Consider the following 19,465-nt stretch of genomic DNA (forward strand, 5'->3'; position numbering starts at 1 on the left):
GGATGTGTTCGGCACCCGGCAGGGACGACGATTGTCGTATCGAAACGGAGCCTTTCACAACATGATTCGGGAGCAGATCATGCGTAGAACCCTCACCGCAGCACTTCTCGCGGGAGCGGCGGCATTGACACTCGGAACCGCTACTGCCGCAGCACAACCCGCACCCTACGTCGTCGGCATGACGGAGCAGGACGCGGTCGCGACCCTCCAGGCGCAGGACGTCCCCTATTCCATCACCAACCGGGCGGGCAGCCCCGGCGGCACCTGCACGGTGACCGAGCAGCAGGACCGGGGCTACCGCACGGAGGTCGAGATGGAGTACGACCACGACGACAAGACCTGGGATCGCACCGAGACCGAGGTGTGGCGCGGAGTCGGCCTCACCGTCGTCTGCCGCTGACCGACCCCGACCCCGAACCGGAAATCAGGGTGTACCTCCGGGTCGTTCCCCGATGTGCACACCACCGAGAAGGAGCACGATTTCACCATGACCTCCGACAACAATGCACCCCGCACCTTCGCCCGCTCGCAGACCCAGCGCATGCTCGGCGGCGTGTGCGGCGGGATCGCCGAATACTTCGGTGTCGACGTCAACATCGTCCGCGCCGCCGCGATCGTCGCGACCTTCGTCACGGGAGGAACCGCGATCCTGCTGTACCTCGCACTGTGGATGTTGTTGCCGGAGTAGCGAACCGGGGTATCCCCCGAGAGTCCGCCCACCGGTTTCGATCACCGGAGGACGGACTCGCGGGCGTTCAGGCCCCGATGGCCTCGGCGATCATCGGCCAGGACTTGTGCAGATCGTCCTGCCAGTACCCCCAGGAGTGGGTGCCGGTGGCCTTGAATTCGAAGTGCGCCGGAATGTCGAGTTCGTCGAGTCGCGCCGCGAGCCGGTGGGTGCAGTCGTTGACGGCAGCCTCGATGACGCCGCCACTGATCACCTGGCTCATCAGGATCTCCGGGTCTCCGCCGACCGACCGGGCATCCATCCGGTCGTGCCTGCCGGGCAGTCCGGTCGCGGACGAGATGTACAGGTCCAGACCGCGGAGTCGGTCGGCGTTGACGAAGGGGTCGTTCGCAATCCACCCGGGCCCACCGTAGGGCCCCCACATGTTGACGGGATCGCCGCCGCCCCGACTCCCGACGACCGTGCGGACGTACGCTTCCCCGATGTCGGAACTGGTCTCGGCGCACCCGCTGTACGCGCCCACCGCCTCGTACAGCTCCGGATCGGCGACCGCCAGACCCAGGACGGACGTGCCCGACATCGACAGTCCGGCGATCGCGTTGACTCCGGTGGTGTCGAACACGTCGTCGATGATCGGGGGCAGTTCGCGCGTGAGGAAGGTGGTCCACTTGTTGCGCCCGAGCACCGGGTCGTCGTTCACCCAGTCGGTGTAGTAGCTGTACGCACCGTCGAGCGGCGTGACGACGTTGACGTTCTTGTCGGCGAAGAACTCGCCGACGTCGGTCTGCTCTTCCCAGGTGGCCACACCCTGCCCACCGCTGGCTCCGTTGAGCAGATAGAGCGTGGGGTGGGACGCGTCGGAATCGGCGGGGATGCGCACCCGCAGCGGGATGTCCCGGTCCATCGCGGCGGAGTACACCTCCACGATCCTGGTCCGGTCGTCCTCGACGACGATCGACGTCAACTCCGGTTCCGGCTCCGCGGATGCCGTCGCCGGTACCGCGACCGTCGCCGACACGGCGATCACCATCGAACCCGCCCAACGGATGAACGCCGAACTCACCGAACCACCCTCCGACACCGGGATCACGTGAACGAGCAGACGAGGGCGCAGGGAGGGCCCGACGAAACACTCGCCGAGAAGCTAAGCATGCAGGCTGTATCCTCGCAACACTTCCGTACCGGACATCGGACACAAACCTCACAGTCTGTTTCGTTCCACGAAATCGGACCGTCTCGACGCTCGAACAGCGCGACGCCCGACCCCACCGGACCGGTGGGATCGGGCGTCGTGTGCCTCGGGGGCGGGGGTGGATCAGAAGTCCATGCCACCCATGCCGCCGGTCGGGTCGCCGACGGGAGCGGCGGCCTTCTCCGGCTTGTCGGCGACGACGGCCTCGGTGGTCAGGAACAGAGCCGCGATGGACGCAGCGTTCTGCAGCGCCGAGCGGGTGACCTTGACCGGGTCGTTGATGCCGGCTTCGAGGAGGTCCTCGTACTCGCCGGTGGCAGCGTTGAGGCCGCTGCCCGCGTCGAGGTTGCGGACCTTCTCCGCGACGACGCCGGGCTCGAGGCCCGCGTTGAACGCGATCTGCTTCAGCGGCGCCTCGAGCGCAACCTTGACGATGTTGGCACCGGTGGCCTCGTCGCCTTCGAGCTTCAGGTCGTCGAGGACCGGGGCGGCCTGCAGCAGGGCCACGCCGCCACCGGCGACGATGCCCTCCTCGACGGCGGCCTTCGCGTTGCGGACGGCGTCCTCGATGCGGTGCTTGCGCTCCTTGAGCTCGACCTCGGTGGCGGCACCGGCCTTGATGACCGCGACGCCGCCGGCCAGCTTGGCCAGACGCTCCTGCAGCTTCTCACGGTCGTAGTCCGAGTCCGACGCCTCGATCTCGGCGCGGATCTGGTTGACGCGACCGGCGATGGCGTCGGGATCGCCCGCACCCTCGACGATGGTGGTCTCGTCCTTGGTGACGACGACCTTGCGGGCCTGGCCGAGCAGCTCGATGCCGGCGGTCTCGAGGGACAGGCCGACCTCTTCGCTGACGACCTCGCCGCCGGTGAGGATGGCGATGTCGGCGAGCTGCGCCTTGCGGCGGTCGCCGAAGCCCGGGGCCTTGACGGCGACGGACTTGAACGTGCCGCGGATCTTGTTCAGGACGAGGGTCGACAGGGCCTCACCCTCGACGTCCTCGGCGATGATCAGCAGCGGCTTGCCCGACTGGATGACCTTCTCGAGCAGCGGCAGCAGGTCCTTGACCGTGGAGATCTTGGAGCTGACGAGCAGGATGTACGGATCCTCGAGGACCGCTTCCTGACGCTCGACATCGGTGGCGAAGTAGAGGGAGATGTAGCCCTTGTCGAAGCGCATACCCTCGGTGAGCTCGAGCTGGAGCCCGAAGGTGTTGGACTCCTCGACGGTGATGACGCCTTCCTTGCCCACCTTGTCGATGGCCTCGGCGATCAGTTCACCGATCGCGGGGTCGCCCGCGGAGATGCCGGCGGTCGCGGCGATCTGCTCCTTGGTCTCGACCTCCTTGGCGGTGTCGAGCAGCTTGGCGGTGACGGCCTCGACGGCCTTCTCGATGCCGCGCTTCAGACCGAGCGGGTTCGCACCGGCGGCGACGTTGCGCAGGCCCTCGCGGACCAGCGCCTGAGCCAGGACGGTTGCGGTGGTGGTGCCGTCACCCGCGACGTCGTCGGTCTTCTTGGCGACTTCCTTGACCAGCTCTGCGCCGATCTTCTCGTACGGGTCCTCGAGCTCGATCTCCTTGGCGATGGACACACCATCGTTGGTGATCGTGGGGGCGCCCCACTTCTTCTCGAGCACGACGTTGCGGCCCTTGGGGCCCAACGTCACCTTGACGGCGTCGGCGAGGCTGTTGAGGCCACGCTCGAGGCCGCGACGGGCCTCTTCGTCGAACGCGATGATCTTGGCCATTGCGAAGTGATCCTCCGGGTATGGGGTGACACCGGGTCGACCGCTCGTCGGGTCGGCCCATGTACGAACCGACCGCTCGTCCGGTCGGCCCACGTACGCCTGCGGCCGGAAGCAGTGCCCGCGACGGACGACCAGGGGTGTCGAAATACCCGGCCTCACCGTCCCGACCTGGCACTCCAGTGTTACGAGTGCCAAAGCCATTTTTAGCACTCGAGGGTGGCGAGTGCAAGGTTGTCTGCACTCGGCCACCCTCGTCGCCGTACCGATCCCGGACTACGGGAGCCGGGTCATCGCCGGGTCGAGCCCACTCCGACGGCGCACCACTGGCCGGTACCGGTGTTCACCGCGAACGACTGCGGTCCGACGCACGTGACACCGGTCGTGTCGGCGGTCGCGCCCGAGCCCCAGCCCGCGACCGAGAACGTGATCGCGGCGCCCTGCGCCCACGAGTGGCTCAGTCCACCCCCGAGCGCGTAGGCGTACGAGCGGCCACCGTCGCTGGCACCCGCCAGCGCGGTACCGAACCCGGTGGCCTCGGCCTGCGCGGACCCGTTGGTGCCCGCGGTCGACACCGCGGTACCGCTGTCGGCGGCCGCCGCACGCGCGAACCCACCGCCGTCCGCGGTCGCGCCGCAACTGGCGGTCTCCGACACCAGGATCTCGTTGGTGGACGGCGGCGACACACACGTCACCGGTGCCGCGGCAGCGGTGCCGGCCCCCACGAACGCGAGCGACGCGGCACCGAGCGCGAACGCCGCGCATCCGTGCGCGACACGACGACCGGAGAGAACGGACCGGAGAGAACGAATGGACAAAGAAGCGCTCCTCGAACACTGGAAGGGAGGATGAACGGGGAAGACGGAGTTCCCCCGCCGGAAGGTTACCGGTCACACCCACCCCGCGCGAGGGTGGAGTTTCACAACGTCGCCAGCAGCGCGGGCAGGTCGGCGACCGAGTCGACGACGTGGTCCGGACGCTCCACCGACAGTTCCAGGACGGACCGACGGAACTTTCCGGTGCGCACCAGAACTCCGGTCATGCCGAGCCGCTGACCGGGTAGCACCTCGCCGTGCAGATCGTCGCCGACGACGACCATGCGGTCGGGGTCCACCCCCATCAGGTCCGACGCCGCGAGAAAACCCTGCATCGACGGTTTGCCGACCGCCACCACGGTCCTGCCGCTGAGTTCCTCGAGACCCGGCAGGTAGGCACCGGTGTCGAGACGGAGCCCGTCGTCGGACTGCCAGCTCATGGCGCGGTGCATGGCGACGACCGGTACGCCGTCGAGCATCAGGTCGGCGACGCGGCTGACGGCGCGGTGGGTGAATTCCGGTCCGGCACCACCGAGGACGACCACCTCGGGATCGTCGTCGTCGCGGACGATTCCGTCGAGATCCGCGTCGACGGCGCCGTGATTGAGCACCCAACAGCGTCGCCCCGGATAGGTCCGGCCGAGATAGTCGACGGTGAGCGAGACCGCGGTGAGGATCTCGGAGGAATCGACCCGCATCCCCAGATCGTTCAGTGTCGCGGCGATCTCCGCGCACGTCCGGGACGTGGTGTTGGTGAGGAAGGCGCGGGGGACGCCACGGTCGCGGAGTCCGGACAGGACCTCGGCGGCACCGGGTACCGCCCGCCACGACGTGACGAGTACACCTTCGATGTCGAACAGCACTCCGCCCGGACCGGTCATGAGGCCAGCCTATCGGTGCTCGTCGCTTCCGGCCCCGCAGAGCCGCGACCGGAAGCGACGAGCACGTCGTGTCAGACGGTGCGGGCGAGCCGATCGGCGAGCAGCCGGGTGAAGTGGGCGGGGTCGTCCACCTCTCCGCCCTCGGCGATGAGCGCCATGCCGTACAGCAGTTCGGCCGTCTCGGCGAGCGCCGGATCGTCCGTGCGTTCTGCGTGCGCGGTCCGCAGCCCCGCGACGAGAGGATGCTCGGGGTTCAGTTCGAGGATCCGCTTGGTCGTGGGAACCGCCTGGCCGGAGGCGCGATACATGCGTTCGAGTGCCGGCGACATCCCGAAGGTGTCGCCGACGATGCACGCCGGTGACGTCGTGAGCCGCGACGACAGGCGCACCTCCTTGACGTGGTCGTCGAGGGTGTCCTTCATCCAGCCGAGCAGCCCCTCGAAGTCCTTCTGTCGTTCTTCACGTTCGGATTCGGCGGCCTGCTTCTCGTCCTCGGTGTCGAGGTCGACCTCGCCCTTGGCGATCGAGCGGAACGCCTTGCCGTCGAACTCGGGAACAGAGGTCACCCACATCTCGTCGACGGGATCGGTGAGCAGCAGCACCTCGATTCCCTTCGCCCGGAACGCCTCCATGTGCGGGGAGTTCTCGAGCAACTGCCGGGATTCGCCGGTGATGTAGTAGATCTCGTCCTGCCCGTCCTTCATGCGTTCGACGTACCCGGCGAGGGTGGTCTGCTCGTCGTCGCTCGCCGTGGAGTCGAAGGAGGAGATCGCCAGGAGGGTGTCGCGGTTGTCGGTGTCGGAGAGCAACCCCTCCTTGACGACGCGGCCGAACGCCGACCAGAACGTCCGGTACCTGTCGGCGTCCTGCGTCAGGAGATCCTTGACCGTCGCGAGCACCTTCTTCGTGAGGCGACGCCGGATCGCGCGGATCTGCCGATCCTGCTGCAGGATCTCGCGGGAGACGTTGAGCGAGAGGTCCTGCGCGTCGACGACACCCTTGACGAATCGCAGGTACTCGGGGATCAGGTCCTCGCAGTCGTCCATGATGAAGACGCGCTTGACGTAGAGCGAGATCCCGGTGCGGCGTTCCCGCGCGAACAGGTCGAACGGCGCGTGTGTCGGGATGAACAACAACGCCTGGTACTCGAAGGTGCCCTCGGCGCGCATCGGGATGATCTCGAGCGGCTCGTCCCACGCGTGCGCGACGTGCTTGTAGAACTCCGTGTACTCCTCGTCGGACACCTCGTCGCGCGGGCGCGCCCACAGCGCCTTCTGCGAGTTGAGGGTCTTCGTCTCGAAGGTGACCTCGTCGACACCGTCCTCGCCCTGGACGGTCTTCGAGACCTCCATCCGCACGGGCCACGCGATGAAGTCGGAGTACTTCTTGACGATCTCCTCGAGCTTCCACTGCGAGGTGTAGTCGAACAGGTGGTCGTCGGCGTCCTCGGGCTTGAGATGCAGGGTGACGGAGGTGCCCTGCGGGGCGTCGTCGACGCCACCGATGGTGTAGGTGGATTCACCGCTGGACTCCCAGCGGGTGCCGGTCTCCTCCCCCGCCTTGCGGGTGACGAGCGTGACCTTGTCGGCGACCATGAACGACGAGTAGAAACCGATACCGAACTGCCCGATCAGTTCCTCGGATGCGGCCGCGTCCTTGGCCTCCCGGAGCTTGCGACGCAGTTCGCCGGTGCCGGAACGGGCGAGGGTACCGATCAGATCGACGACCTCGTCACGGGTCATGCCGATGCCGTTGTCGCGGACCGTGAGGGTACGGGCGTCCTTGTCGACCTCGAGTTCGATGCGGAGGTCCGACGTGTCGACCGCCAGGTCCTTGTCCCGGAACGACTCGAGACGCAACTTGTCCAGCGCATCGGAGGCGTTGGAGATCAACTCCCGCAGGAACGTGTCCTTGTTGGAGTAGATCGAGTGGATCATCAGATCCAGTAGCTGACGCGTCTCCGCCTGGAATTCGCGCCGTTCGACGTCTGCACTCACTTCTTCTGTTCCCTTCGACAAGCAGAACTTCTCCCCCCGAAACGGTAGCCCGACATGCTAGTCGGTCGCGGTATCCGGCCCCACCCCGGCCCGGAGGTACATCATGGAGGCAGATGCTTCGAGACGGGGCGCTTCGAAGCAGGGTGCTCCACGAGCGGACTGTCGGGACGAAGGAGAGCGTCATGGCGTTTCGTCGCGTTGCCGTGGTCGGCGCGGGAATCGTGGGCCTGTCCACGGCATGGTTCCTGCAGGAACGAGGCGTCTCGGTCACCGTCGTCGACCGGTCGGGGGTCGCGGCGGATTCGTCGTGGGGCAACGCGGGATGGCTTGCACCGGCGTTGACGTTGCCGCTGCCGGAGCCGGCGGTGCTGCGGTACGGGCTGGGCGCGGTGTTCCGTTCGTCGTCACCGGTGTACGTGCCGCCGACCGCGGATCCGAGGCTGCTGCGGTTCCTGGTCGATTTCGCACGGCACTGCACCGACCGGCACTGGTCGGCGTCGATGCGGGTGTTCGCCCGCGCGAACCGGGTCGCGCTGGGCGCCTACGACGCGCTCGCGGCCGGGGGAGTACGGGAACCGACACGCACCGCGGACCCGTTCCTGGCCGTGTTCACCTCGGAGACCGAACGCGCGGAACTGCTCGACGAGTTCGACCGGGTCCGCGCGGCCGGTGGAGAGGTGGCCTGCGATCCCGTCGATGCCGAGGCACTGCACACGATGGTGCCGATTCTCGGCACCAAGGCCCGCGCGGGTGTGCGGATCCACGGGCAGCGGTTCATCGATCCGCCGCGGTTCACGGCCGCACTGGCGGAGTCGGTGCGCGAACGGGGCGGCGACGTCCTCGCACCGTTCGACGTCACCGAGGTCCGTGATCCCGGCAACGGCGTCGTGGATGTGGTCGGTGACGCCGGTCGTGCGGTGTCGGTGGACGCCGTGGTCCTCGCGACCGGCGCACGGCTCAACTCCCTCGCGCACGGGTTCGGGGTGCGGGTACCCGTCCAGGCGGGGCGCGGGTACAGCTTCGCGGTGGAGCCCAGTGCGCTCGACACCGGCGAGTTGCCGACGAATCCCGTGTACTTCCCGGTGCAGCGGGTCGCGTGCACGCCGCTGCACGACCGGTTCCGGGTGGCCGGGATGATGGAGTTCCGCAGCCCCGACGCGCCGCTGGATCCTCGCCGGATCCACGCGATCGTCGATGCTGTCCGGCCGCTGATGCCGCACCTGGACTGGCAGATGCGGACCGACGAATGGGTGGGTTCGAGGCCGTGCACCGCCGACGGGCTCCCCCTGGTCGGGTCCACGCGGTCGCCGCGGGTGTTCGTCGCGGGCGGTCACGGTATGTGGGGCGTCGCGCTCGGACCGCTGACCGGCCGCCTGCTCGCCGACGCGATGTCGGGTGAACCGGATCCGTTGCTGCAGCATTTCGATCCGCTGCGGTGACCTCGTCCGCTACGACGACCTCACCCGTTCTCGGCGAGACGTGCTTCCACGCCGCCGAGCCAGTCGAGGACCGCGCGTTCGTACGCGATACCGAAGTCGAGGGTGGCCTCCGGCCAGCGGGGAAGTTCGCCACCCGCGCGCAGCGCGTCGTACTCGGCGAGTTGCTGCTCGTGGGCCGCGCGATAGCCGGCGAGGATCTCCGCGAGCCGCGCGGGCGGGAGATGGTCGGCGAAGGCGACGGTGAGCAGCAGCGGGTGCCGGATGTTCTCGCGTCCCGGATCGCGTCCGATCCAGTCCGCGAACGCTCGGCGGCCCTCGTCGGTGAGCGTGTAGGGCTTGCGGTCGCGGGGGCCCCGCTCCCCCGCTTCGATCAGACCTGCGCGCTCCATCGCGGCCAGTTCCCGGTACACCTGGCTGGTGGTGAGCGACCAGAACTTGCCGATCCGCTCCTGGGCGGTCGTCACGAGATCCCACCCCGTCCGGGAACCCTCGTGCAGGAACCCGAGGAGGGATGCTGCGGTCGCGTTGAGCGCTTTCGCCGGCATGACGGTCCCCTTTCGTGCGGAACACCGTTGACATTCCACTGTGGCACATCCATCATGGAATGACCGACATTCCACAATGGAAGTTCCGACGGTGTAGCGACGACTCCGCGCACCACCGAGCGGCACGACCCTGGAGGCATCATGGCCACCGACGACCTGCGCATCTCCGACGCCGAACGCGAGAGCTACGTCGAGCTCCTCGGCCGCGCGGTCGGCTCCGGCAGGCTCACCGTCGACGAGTTCGACGAACGCGCAGCCCGCGTGTACGGCGCGAAGACGGTCGCCGAGGCCCGTGCCGTGCTGACCGATCTGCCCGCCGAACAACCCGCACCCGAGCGACGCGCCCGACGCACCGCCGGCACCCGCATGCCACTCCACCAGCGCATCGAGTGGACGGCCTGGGCCGGGGTGGGTGCGATCAACGTCCTGGTGTGGGCACTCGTGTCGCTGGGCACGATGTCACCGGTGTACCCGTGGCCGCTGTGGGTGATCGGCCCGTGGGGCCTGGTCCTGCTCGGCCGCTCAGTACTCGGCATCGAGGGCAACGGGTGCGCGCAGCGCGCGCGGGCCCACCGCGACACCGCCCGGGCCACCGCACTCGCCCACCGCGAACGCGTCCTCGCCGCGCACCTCGCGCAGCCGTACCACCCTCTCGCACATCAGCGGCGCTGAACGTCACCGGCTCCCCGCGTTCCGCGACCTGGGGAACGTTGTCGCCGTCGTCTGCCATAGTCGGTCGACGACACCCGACAGGGTCGGGCGACAACGGATGCGGGAGGCGACGACCGGATGTTCCTGCTCGACGACGTTCTCGTATACAGCACCCGCGACATCGTCGACGCCGCGCGTTGCGAGTACGCGCTGCTGACCTCGCTCGACACCGCGCTCGGCCGCATTCCCCGCGCCTCACCCGCGGACGATCCGATGCTCGAACGCAGCGCCGCGCTCGGTGCCGCTCACGAACGCCGGGTCCTGCAACGCCATCTGGACGAGTTCGGCGACGGTGTCGTGCAGATCCCGCGCCCTGGGCACGATCTCCGCGCCTACCGGGACGCCGCGAACGCGACCTCGGAGGCAGCGCGGGCGGGCGCCGAGGTGATCTACCAGGGCGCGTTCTTCGACGGTCGATTCCTCGGGTTCTGCGATTTCCTGGTGCGCACCCGAGACGGGTATGCGGTCTACGACGCGAAACTCGCCCGGCACGCACGGGTCGAAGCGCTCCTGCAACTCGCCGCGTACGCGGATGCACTCGGCCGCAGTGGAATTCCCGTTTCGTCACACGCGCACCTGATCCTCGGCGACGACACCGTCACGTCCCATCCGCTCGCCGATCTCGCCCCCGTCCACGAATCGCGACGTGCCCACCTCGAAACCCTCGTCGACACGCACCGGACTGCCGGCACACCGGCGCGGTGGGGGGATTCCCGGCACACTGCGTGCGGCCGGTGCGACGCCTGCACCCCGCAGGTGGCCGCGCACCGCGATCTGCTGCTCGTGGCGGGGATGCGTTCGACGCAGCGGGCGCGTCTGATCGCCGCGGGCGTCTGCACCATCGACGCGCTCGCCGACCGCGACGACCCGGTCCCCGGGATGTCGGCGCGGACCCTCGCCGCCGTACGCGCACAGGCGCAGGTGCAACTCGAACAGGAGCGCTCGGGCACCCCGGTCGTGGACGTGTTCGAACCGGGCACACTCGGTGCGCTACCGCACCCCGACGAGGGCGACATCTTCTTCGATTTCGAAGGTGACCCGTTGTGGTGCGCGGACGGTGGGGCCGATCGGGGGCTCGAGTACCTGTTCGGGGTCGTGGAGACCGACGGTCCGGGTGGACCGCGGTTCCGGCCGTTCTGGGCACACTCGCGGACGGAGGAGAAGCAGGCACTCGTCGATTTCCTCGCGTACCTCACCGAGCGCCGCCACAGGTTCCCCGCGATGCACGTGTATCACTATGCAGCATACGAGAAATCGGCGTTGCTTCGGTTGGCGGGCAGGCACGGTGCGGGTGAGGACCAGGTCGACGACCTGCTCCGCGACGGAGTGCTGATCGACCTGTATCCGATCGTGCGGGGGGCACTACGGGCGGGCACGCCGTCCTACAGCATCAAGAAACTCGAACCGTTGTACATGCCCGCGCGCGTCGGCGACGTCGCCGACGGAGGCGAATCGGTGGTCGCCTACGCCACCTACTGCGCTCTGCGCGACGACGGGCGGCACGCCGACGCGGCGGCGTTGCTCGCATCGATCGCCGAGTACAACGAGGCGGACTGCGTCTCGACGCTACGGCTGCGCGACTGGCTTCTGGAGCGGGCCGGCGAGCACGGGGTCGCGCTGCTCGGCAGCGCCTCGGGCGACGCCGAGCGGGACGGTCCCGGACAGGGCGGACCCGGACACGACGACATCGACACCGCGCCGCACCCCGCGGAGACGAAGCTGATGGAGTTCGCGGGCCGGCGCGGCGACCGCGACCCCGACCGGCACGCCGCCGCGGTGCTCGCGGCGGCCGTCGGCTATCACCGTCGTGAGCGGAAACCGTTCTGGTGGGCGCATTTCGATCGATTGTCGCAACCCTCGGACGAATGGGCCGACACCCGCGACACCCTGGTCGCCACGTCGGTGACCGTGGACGCGGACTGGCACCTGCCACCGCGCAAACGGAAGCCGCGCCGACACGTGGCGCTGACCGGGGACGTCGCCACGGGCAGTACGGTGCGTGCGGGCGACAAGGTGCTGTTGCTGTACGAGGCGCCGCCACCTGTCGGCCTCCCGGACGGCGGCCCGTGGACGCGGGGCTGGTCGAACGGCACGGTACTCGAACGGCGGACGGGCAACGGCTTCCACGACGTGCTGGTGATCGAGGAGATGTTGCAGACGGAGGACGAGTACGCCACTCTGCCGTCCGCGGTGGCGCCGGCTCCGCCACCGGCGACGGCGAGCATCGAACGGGCGATCGCGTCGGCCGCCGAATCGGCCTGCGGCGCGTTGCCCGGGTTACCGCGCTCCGCGGCGATCGACGTGCTGCGCCGGGTCCCGCCGCGGACGGTCTCCGGTGCCGGGCTGCCCGCCGTGACCGACGGCGACGCGGCCGAGGCGATCACCGCGGCACTGCTCGATCTCGACGACTCGTACGTCGCGGTGCAAGGACCTCCGGGCACCGGCAAGACGTTCACGGGGTCGCGGGTGGTCGCGACCCTGGTGAACGAGCACGGCTGGCGGGTGGGGGTCGTCGGCCAGTCCCATTCGGTGGTGGAGAACATGTTGGACGGCATCTGCGACCAGCAGGTGCCCGCAGAGCGGATCGGGAAGGCCAAGGTCCGGTCGACCGCACCGGAGTGGCGGGCGTTCAAGGACACGCGCGCCCTCGCGGGATACGCCGCCGGACTCGAGGGCGGGTGTGTCGTCGGCGGCACCGCCTGGGACTTCACGAACACCGACTGCATCGCGCCGGGTGAGCTGGATCTGCTGGTGATCGACGAGGCCGGTCAGTTCAGCATCGCGAACACGGTGGCCGTCGCGACGTGTGCCCGACGACTACTGTTGCTGGGCGATCCCCGGCAACTGCCACAGGTCGCCCAGGGGGTCCACCCGGAGCCGTGCGACGAGTCGGCGCTGGGCCGGCTCACCGAGGGGCACGGCGCCCTCCCCGCCGACCGCGGCTTCTTCCTCTCCCGCACGTGGCGGATGCACCCGGAACTGTGCGCTCGGGTGTCGGATCTGTCGTACGAGGGCCGCCTGCTGTCGCAGGTCGAGCGCACGACGGCCCGGTCGCTCGAGGGTGTCGCGCCGGGTGTGCACACGATCGTCGTCGACCACGTCGGCAACGCGACGTCCTCGCCCGAGGAACGGGACGTGGTGGTGCAGCAGATCGCGGGGCTGCTCGGAAGGCCCTGGCGGGACGGCGCCGACGCCGCGCCACGGCCGTTGGATCAACGGGATGTACTCGTCGTCGCCCCCTACAACGCGCAGGTCGCGGCACTGCGTGACGGGCTCGCGGCGGCGGGGTTCGACCGGATCGAGGTCGGTACGGTCGACAGGTTCCAGGGACGGCAGGCCGCTGTGGTGCTGGTGTCGATGACGGCGTCGGCGATCGAGGACATTCCGAGGGGCATGGCGTTCCTGCTGTCGCGCAACCGATTGAACGTGGCACTCTCGCGCGGCCAGTGGTGCGCGTTCGTGGTGCGGTCGCGCGTACTCACCGAGTATCTGCCGGCGACACCGGACGGACTGGTCGACCTGGGGGCGTTCCTGCGGTCGACCCGGTGACGGCGGCCACCCGGTCCGCTACGATCGAAGACGCAAATTTTTTGTAACCACGAGTACCAGATACATGTCGGTACCGCACACCCGGGAGTGACCGTGTCGAAGACCCTCGAAGCCACCATCGACGTCGCCGCGCCGCCGCACCACGTGTGGGCGGTGGTCTCCGATCTCCAGCGGATGGGCGAATGGAGCCCACAGTGCCGGAAGATGATCATCCGCGGCGGCCCGGTCGCGAAGGGCACCACGACGATCAACATCAACCGCAAGGGTCTGCTCGTGTGGCCGACCACCTCGAAGGTCATCGCATTCGATCCGCACCGCGAACTGCGCTTCCGGGTCAACGAGAACGGCTCCGTGTGGTCGTTCCTCCTCGAACCCACCGAGACCGGCACGCGCATCGTGCAGCGCCGCGAGGCCCCGAACGGCACCAGCAAGATCTCGCGGATCCTCATCGACAAGGTCCTCGGTGGCGCCGACCGTTTCGACGACGACATGGTCATCGGAATGAACTCGACACTCGCCCGGATCCGGAACGAGGCGGAGGCCCGCACCTCCGCGTGACCGTTCCCGGTCCGGTTCCCGTACGCTGTGAACGCCCACGGGACGGGCCCGACCGGGCGATCACGAGCGTGAATGATGAGGAGCCGTGGCACGTAAGCCCACCCCCGCCGGTGCACCACCGACCAGCGGCGCAGCCCATATCGTCGACCTGGTCCGGAAAGCCGTTCCGCCCCTGCATCCGGCCGGGGTGCCCTTCGTCGCGGCTCCCCTGCTGATGTCGGCACTCGCGTGGCGACGCCCGTGGCTGCGCCGCACCGGCCTCGTGGCGGCGGCCGCGACCGCCGGCTTCTTCCGCCATCCCCACCGCGTACCCCCGAACCGGCTGGGTATCGCCGTGGCACCGGCGGACGGCGAGGTCGCGCTCGTCGACAGCGCCGTCCCACCCGCCGAACTCGGTCTCGGCGCCGAACCCGTCCCGCGGGTGAGCATCTTCCTGTCCGTCCTCGACGTGCACGTCCAGCGCAGCCCCGTCGGCGGCATCGTCCGGGAGGTCGTGCACACACCCGGCAAATTCCTCTCCGCCGACCTCGCCGACGCCAGCGACGTCAACGAACGCACCAGCATGCTCCTGCAGACCGCCGCCGGTCACCGGGTGGCGGTCGTCCAGATCGCCGGGTTGCTCGCGCGTCGCATCGTGTGCGATGCGCGGGTCGGCGACACCCTCCCCATCGGCGACACCTACGGGCTGATCCGCTTCGGATCCCGTGTCGACACGTACTTCCCCGCCGGCAGCACCCTGCTCGTCGAACGCGGGCAACGCACGATCGGCGCGGAAACCGTCATCGCCCACCTGCCCGCCGTCGAGCCGTGATCTCCCGAAGAACCCCCGCGGGAGCACAGGTCGGACAGGCCCGGACACGCCCGCACGCGGTGCGTCTGCTCCCCAGCGTCATCACGATCATGGCGTTGTCCGCGGGCCTGTCCGCCGTGAAGTTCGCGCTCGACGGACGGCTCGACATCGCACTCGGCATGGTCGGCGCCGCCGCCGTCCTGGATTCGCTCGACGGACGGATCGCGCGACTGCTCGACGCGACCAGCAAGATCGGCGCCGAACTCGACTCGCTCTCCGATGCCGTCGCGTTCGGTGTCGCACCCGCCCTCGTCCTCTACGTCACCCTGCTCGACGGCAGCGCCTTCGGGTGGATCGTCGCGCTGCTGTATGCGGTGAGCATCGTGCTGCGCCTCGCCCGGTTCAACACACTCCTCGAGGACGACACCGTGCCCGCCTACGCGCGCGAGTACTTCGTCGGTGTTCCCTCACCGGCCGGCGCCGTCGTCGCGCTCGCCCCCGTCGCCGCGTACATCCAGTGGGGCGACGGCTGGTGGAGCTCGTTCCCCGTGGTCGTGGTCTGGACCCTGTTCTCCGGCGGGCTGATCATCAGCCGCATCCCCACGCTCGCGATGAAGTCCGTGCAGGTCCCGCCGCGCATGGCGATCGTCCTGCTGTGCGCCGTCGCCGCGGCCGCCGCCGCACTCGTCACGTACCCGTTCATCCTGATGCTCGTCCTCGTCGGCGTGTACCTCGTACACATCCCGTTCGCGATCCACTCGAAACGCTGGGTGGCCGCACGTCCGGAGACCTGGGACATCAAACCGTCGGAGCGCCGCGCGATCCGCGCCGAATCCCGCGCCGCGACCCCGCGACGGGTCACCGGCCGCCGGGTGCTCAACGCCACGGCCCGGTCGTCCGCGCGTCTCGGGTTGCGCCGACCCCGCCGGTGACCGCAGAGCACGGAGCCCACCGGCATCGGTACCCGACCGAACCACCGATGTCGGTACCCGACCCGGTCGGCACCTCGATCTAGGCTCGTGCGGGTGACGGCCCCACACCTGACCCTGACCATCCGGCTCAACACATCCGCCGCCGACGCCCGGCGCGGAGTCGTCCGCGTCCACCCCGAGGTGCTCACCGCCCTCGGGCTCCGCGAATGGGACGCCGTGGCACTGATCGGAGCGCGCCGCACCGCGTCGGTGGTCGCGCAGGCCCCCGCGGGTACACCCACCGGGACGATCCTCCTCGACGACGTCACCCTCTCCAACACCGGATTGCGTGAGAACGCCACCGTCGTCGTCGCCCCCGTCCTCGTCCACGGTGCGAGGTCGGTGATCGTCACCGGATCGACCCTCGCGAGCCGGTCCATCCCCGACACCACCCTGCGGCAGGCGCTGCTCGGCAAGGTCGTCACCGACGGTGACGCCGTCTCCCTCCTCCCCCGCGATCTGGGGCCCGGCACCAGCAGCGCCGACACGACACGCGCACTGTCGCGCACGTTCGGGATCGCGTGGACCAGCGAACTGCTCACCGTCACGGTCACCGACCCCTCCGGCCCGGTGAGCGTGCAACCGAACACGGCGGTGACGTGGCGCAACGGGACGTCCGCACCGGCGATGCCCGCCGCTGCCGGACCGACCGTCGCGCCGCCGGAGACCCACACCGCGGACACACCGCCACTGCCCGTCGAGGACCTCGTGGGTGTGCAACCGCAGATCGACAAACTCACCGAATGGGTGAAACTGTCGCTCGACGAACCCGAACTGCTGCGCACCCTCGGCGCGTCCCCCCACCTCGGCGTCCTCGTCACCGGCCCCGCCGGGGTCGGTAAGTCCGCGTTCGCGCGGGCCGTCCTCGCCGACCGGCGCGTCGTGGCGCTCGACGGCCCGGGTATCGGCGCGCTCGCCGCCGAGGACCGACTGCGGCAGGTCACCGCCGCCGTCGACGCCGTCCGGGACGGCGGGATCCTGCTGCTCACCGACATCGACGCCGTGCTTCCGGCGGAACCCGAGCCCGTCGCGACGCTGATCCTCGAACAACTGCGGCGCGTCGTGGACACCGACGGCGCGGCGCTCGTCGCGACCACCGCGGTGCCGGACGGGCTCGACGCGCGGGTGCGCACCCCCGAGGTCTGCGATCGTGAGCTGTCCCTGCCGTTGCCGGACGGCGCGGTCCGGCGAGCGCAACTCGAGGTGCTGCTGAGGTCGGTGCCGGCGGTCGACCTCGACATCGCGGCCGTCGCCGACCGCACCCCCGGGTTCGTCGTCGCCGACCTCGCCGCCCTGTGCCGGGAGGCGGCGTTGCGGGCGGCGTCCCGCGCGAGCCGCGACGACGAGGAACCGACCCTGACCCAGGAGGACCTCCTCGGCGCACTCGAGGTGATCCGGCCCCTGTCGCGTTCCGGCACCGAGGAGCTGGCCATCGGCAGTGTGAGCCTCAACGACGTCGGCGACATGGTCGAGACCAAGCAGGCCCTCACCGAGGCGGTGCTGTGGCCGCTGCAGCATCCCGATTCGTTCGCACGGCTCGGGGTGCAGCCTCCGCGCGGGGTGCTCCTGTACGGACCGCCCGGGTGCGGCAAGACGTTCCTGGTGCGGGCGCTGGCGAGCACCGGCCGGTTGAGCGTCCACGCAGTGAAGGGCGCCGAGTTGATGGACAAGTGGGTGGGCGCCTCCGAGAAGGCCGTGCGGGAACTGTTCCAGCGGGCCCGCGACTCGGCGCCGTCGCTGGTGTTCCTCGACGAGGTCGACGCGCTCGCCCCGCGCCGCGGGCAGAGTTCCGACTCGGGGGTCGCAGATCGGGTGGTCGCGGCGCTGCTCACCGAACTCGACGGGGTCGAGCCGTTGCGCGACGTCGTGGTGGTGGGCGCCACGAACCGGCCCGATCTGATCGATCCGGCGCTGCTGCGGCCGGGTCGGCTCGAGCGACTCGTGTTCGTTCCCCCACCGGACTCCGCCGCCCGCGCCGAGATCCTGCGGACCTCGGGCCGATCGGTTCCGCTGGCCGACGACGTCGACCTGGCGGCACTCGCCGACGACCTCGACGGGTATTCGGCGGCGGATTGCGCCGCGTTGCTGCGGGAGGCGGCACTGGCGGCGATGCGGCGCAACGTCGACGCTGCCGCGGTGACCGCCGAGGATGTCGCGGCGGCACGCGCAGCGGTGCGGCCGTCCCTCGACCCGGTGCAGGTCGAACACCTGCGCGCCTACGCGGACGGGCGCTGACGTGTCGGCCGCGCCCGTGTCCGTGCGGATCGCTGCACCGGCGGCGGTGGTGGCGTCCGCGGCCGCCCCTGCCGTCGCGGTGTACGTCCTCGTCATCGGCGAGTCGGTGCTGCCGGTGGGGACCCGCAGCGACTACACCACTCTCGTCGCAGCCCTGCTGGCGATCGTCGCGGCGGCGGGACTGCAACGGTCCGGGTCGGCGCGGACCGCGTGGATGCTCGCGTCCGGCGCGATCGTGGTGCTCGGTTCCGTCCGGTACCTGGTGGCCTCCAACACCACCGCCGACGGGCTCACCGCGGTGGGCCTGGTCACCGCCGCGACCACCGGGGTGCTGCTCGGGGCGGCCGTCAGCGGTGCGTGGTCGACTCCCGGCGGGCCGGGTGCCCTGGTCGCCGGCGGGTGGGCCGGGTTGCTCACCGCGCCGGCGGTGGGCATGGCGATGCCCACCGCGGCGGTGCCGTGGACCGTCACCCAGTGGCTCCTCGCGATCGCCCTGATCGCGACGGTCGGGTCGGCGGTGACCGTCCCGACGGGTGGTCGCGGGGGCCGCGTCGACCCGCAGGTCCTCGTCGTCGCGGCGATCGCGGCGGTCGTCCTGGTCGCCGGATACCGTCTCCTCGGCGATCTGCTGACCGACCACGGCCCGGACGGCCCCTGGCTGTGGCCGATCGCGGTGGGTGTGCTCGTGGCGTCGGTGATCGGCGCCGAACTCGTCGCGCGGCAGGTTCCCTCCGGGGACGACCGGTTCGTGCTCGCCGTCACCGGCGCGGTCGCCGCGGCCTATCCCGTGCTGATCGAGGTTGTCGGTGGTGCGCCGTGGTGGACCCACGTCGTGGCCGTCACCGCGGTCGCGGTGGGCGCGTGGGCGGCACCGTACGCGCCGTATCCCGCGGCGGGTCTCGTGGTGGCGTTCGCGGTGTCGGCCGCGGCGGTGCTGTGGCCGGCGTTCGCCGACGCGGTTCCGTTGCCGGTGCGAGTGGCGCTCGTCGCAGCGGGGTGCGCACTCGCACTGGCCGCATCGCTGCCCGGGTCCGCGACGGTGGCCGCGCTCGGGATGGCGCTGCCGGTGCCGGCGACCGCGGTGATCGGCGCGGTCTGGCTGGTTCCGGGCAACCCGCAGGGCTCGGCGATCGCGTTGGCCGCGACCGCCGCGGTGTGTGCGTGGCAGGTGCGCTGAGAGGAGATCTCGCACACCCCGATTCGCAACGCTGCGAAGACTCCCGTTAGGATGGGCTCCATCCGGTTTGCCCAGTGTCGGCGAACGGCGAGCGTGTCGGGGCGTCCCACGTTTCGGCTGTGTGCCGCGTGCATTGGCAGACCTGTTACAGCCAGGAGTGACGTTGCCCGT

The 19,465-nt window shown here is 69.8% G+C and carries 16 protein-coding genes; 10 read left to right on the forward strand and 6 right to left on the reverse strand.

The genetic code is table 11. The features are described 5' to 3' along the window. Positions 1–79 precede the first annotated feature (79 nt). A complete protein-coding gene (locus tag LDQ05_RS06430) occupies positions 80–400 on the forward strand; it encodes a hypothetical protein (RefSeq protein ID WP_226436066.1) in 321 nt (106 codons plus the stop codon). An 87-nt stretch (positions 401–487) separates the two neighbouring features. Continuing rightward, positions 488–688, forward strand: coding sequence for a PspC domain-containing protein (locus LDQ05_RS06435; RefSeq protein WP_226436067.1), 201 nt, complete (start codon positions 488–490; stop codon positions 686–688). 67 nt (positions 689–755) lie between these two features. On the opposite strand, the gene LDQ05_RS06440 is transcribed toward LDQ05_RS06435, so the two are convergent. The 5 genes from LDQ05_RS06440 to htpG form a co-directional block, all read right to left on the reverse strand. Beyond that, a complete protein-coding gene (locus LDQ05_RS06440; protein ID WP_226436111.1) occupies positions 756–1,718 on the reverse strand; it encodes an alpha/beta hydrolase in 963 nt (320 codons plus the stop codon). Positions 1,719–2,003: 285 nt separating this feature from the next. Then, on the reverse strand, positions 2,004–3,629 hold the full coding sequence (gene groL / locus LDQ05_RS06445; protein ID WP_226436068.1) for a chaperonin GroEL: 1,626 nt from the start codon (positions 3,627–3,629) through the stop codon (positions 2,004–2,006). Positions 3,630–3,916: 287 nt separating this feature from the next. After that, positions 3,917–4,444, reverse strand: coding sequence for a DUF6764 family protein (locus LDQ05_RS06450; RefSeq protein WP_226436069.1), 528 nt, complete (start codon positions 4,442–4,444; stop codon positions 3,917–3,919). A 101-nt stretch (positions 4,445–4,545) separates the two neighbouring features. Further along, complete coding sequence (locus LDQ05_RS06455; protein WP_226436070.1) at positions 4,546–5,322, reverse strand: HAD-IIA family hydrolase; 777 nt, start codon at positions 5,320–5,322, stop codon at positions 4,546–4,548. Positions 5,323–5,393: 71 nt separating this feature from the next. Next, positions 5,394–7,319 carry a molecular chaperone HtpG gene (gene htpG / locus LDQ05_RS06460; protein WP_226436071.1) on the reverse strand — a complete coding sequence of 642 codons (1,926 nt, stop codon included), beginning with the start codon at positions 7,317–7,319 and terminating at the stop codon, positions 5,394–5,396. A 182-nt stretch (positions 7,320–7,501) separates the two neighbouring features. On the opposite strand from htpG, the gene LDQ05_RS06465 reads away from it, so the two are divergent. After that, positions 7,502–8,758 carry an NAD(P)/FAD-dependent oxidoreductase gene (locus tag LDQ05_RS06465; RefSeq protein WP_226436072.1) on the forward strand — a complete coding sequence of 419 codons (1,257 nt, stop codon included), beginning with the start codon at positions 7,502–7,504 and terminating at the stop codon, positions 8,756–8,758. A gap of 20 nt (positions 8,759–8,778) precedes the next feature. Here LDQ05_RS06465 and LDQ05_RS06470 read toward each other — a convergent pair whose 3' ends face one another. Continuing rightward, positions 8,779–9,303: a PadR family transcriptional regulator gene (locus LDQ05_RS06470; RefSeq protein WP_226436073.1), complete on the reverse strand. Its 525-nt coding sequence runs from the start codon at positions 9,301–9,303 to the stop codon at positions 8,779–8,781. A gap of 141 nt (positions 9,304–9,444) precedes the next feature. On the opposite strand from LDQ05_RS06470, the gene LDQ05_RS06475 reads away from it, so the two are divergent. From LDQ05_RS06475 to LDQ05_RS06505, 7 genes are all read left to right on the forward strand, one after another. Next, the gene (locus LDQ05_RS06475; protein ID WP_226436074.1) at positions 9,445–9,975 is read left to right on the forward strand and encodes a DUF1707 SHOCT-like domain-containing protein; all 531 of its coding nucleotides are present in this window, start codon (positions 9,445–9,447) and stop codon (positions 9,973–9,975) included. Positions 9,976–10,092: 117 nt separating this feature from the next. Continuing rightward, positions 10,093–13,563 (forward strand): TM0106 family RecB-like putative nuclease, encoded by a 3,471-nt coding sequence (locus tag LDQ05_RS06480; protein WP_226436075.1) that lies wholly within the window; start codon positions 10,093–10,095, stop codon positions 13,561–13,563. Between the two features lie 93 nt (positions 13,564–13,656). Next, on the forward strand, positions 13,657–14,121 hold the full coding sequence (locus LDQ05_RS06485) for an SRPBCC family protein (protein ID WP_226436076.1): 465 nt from the start codon (positions 13,657–13,659) through the stop codon (positions 14,119–14,121). An 85-nt stretch (positions 14,122–14,206) separates the two neighbouring features. Beyond that, entirely contained in the window at positions 14,207–14,932 is a 726-nt protein-coding gene (locus LDQ05_RS06490) for a phosphatidylserine decarboxylase (RefSeq protein WP_226436077.1), read from the forward strand. Further along, positions 14,932–15,843, forward strand: a complete 912-nt coding sequence (locus tag LDQ05_RS06495; protein ID WP_372461045.1) for a CDP-alcohol phosphatidyltransferase family protein — start codon at positions 14,932–14,934, stop codon at positions 15,841–15,843. Before LDQ05_RS06490 ends, LDQ05_RS06495 begins: the two co-directional genes overlap by 1 nt. Before the next feature lie 93 nt (positions 15,844–15,936). Beyond that, entirely contained in the window at positions 15,937–18,117 is a 2,181-nt protein-coding gene (locus LDQ05_RS06500; protein WP_226436079.1) for an AAA family ATPase, read from the forward strand. A 1-nt stretch (position 18,118) separates the two neighbouring features. Then, positions 18,119–19,294: a hypothetical protein gene (locus LDQ05_RS06505; RefSeq protein WP_226436080.1), complete on the forward strand. Its 1,176-nt coding sequence runs from the start codon at positions 18,119–18,121 to the stop codon at positions 19,292–19,294. Positions 19,295–19,465 lie beyond the last annotated feature (171 nt).

Origin of the sequence: Rhodococcus yananensis, from assembly GCF_020515525.1 — a bacterium.
Classification (GTDB): Bacteria; Actinomycetota; Actinomycetes; order Mycobacteriales; family Mycobacteriaceae; genus Rhodococcus; species Rhodococcus yananensis.

What these genes read in the sequence shown, in the direction of transcription:
- LDQ05_RS06455 (WP_226436070.1), bottom strand. Translation starts at nt 5,322, where the DNA reads ATGACCGGTCCGGGCGGAGTGCTGTTCGACATCGAAGGTGTACTCGTC.
- LDQ05_RS06475 (WP_226436074.1), top strand. Translation starts at nt 9,445, where the DNA reads ATGGCCACCGACGACCTGCGCATCTCCGACGCCGAACGCGAGAGCTAC.
- LDQ05_RS06465 (WP_226436072.1), top strand. Translation starts at nt 7,502, where the DNA reads ATGGCGTTTCGTCGCGTTGCCGTGGTCGGCGCGGGAATCGTGGGCCTG.
- LDQ05_RS06470 (WP_226436073.1), bottom strand. Translation starts at nt 9,303, where the DNA reads ATGCCGGCGAAAGCGCTCAACGCGACCGCAGCATCCCTCCTCGGGTTC.
- LDQ05_RS06430 (WP_226436066.1), top strand. Translation starts at nt 80, where the DNA reads ATGCGTAGAACCCTCACCGCAGCACTTCTCGCGGGAGCGGCGGCATTG.
- groL (WP_226436068.1), bottom strand. Translation starts at nt 3,629, where the DNA reads ATGGCCAAGATCATCGCGTTCGACGAAGAGGCCCGTCGCGGCCTCGAG.
- LDQ05_RS06435 (WP_226436067.1), top strand. Translation starts at nt 488, where the DNA reads ATGACCTCCGACAACAATGCACCCCGCACCTTCGCCCGCTCGCAGACC.
- LDQ05_RS06440 (WP_226436111.1), bottom strand. Translation starts at nt 1,718, where the DNA reads ATGGTGATCGCCGTGTCGGCGACGGTCGCGGTACCGGCGACGGCATCC.
- LDQ05_RS06480 (WP_226436075.1), top strand. Translation starts at nt 10,093, where the DNA reads ATGTTCCTGCTCGACGACGTTCTCGTATACAGCACCCGCGACATCGTC.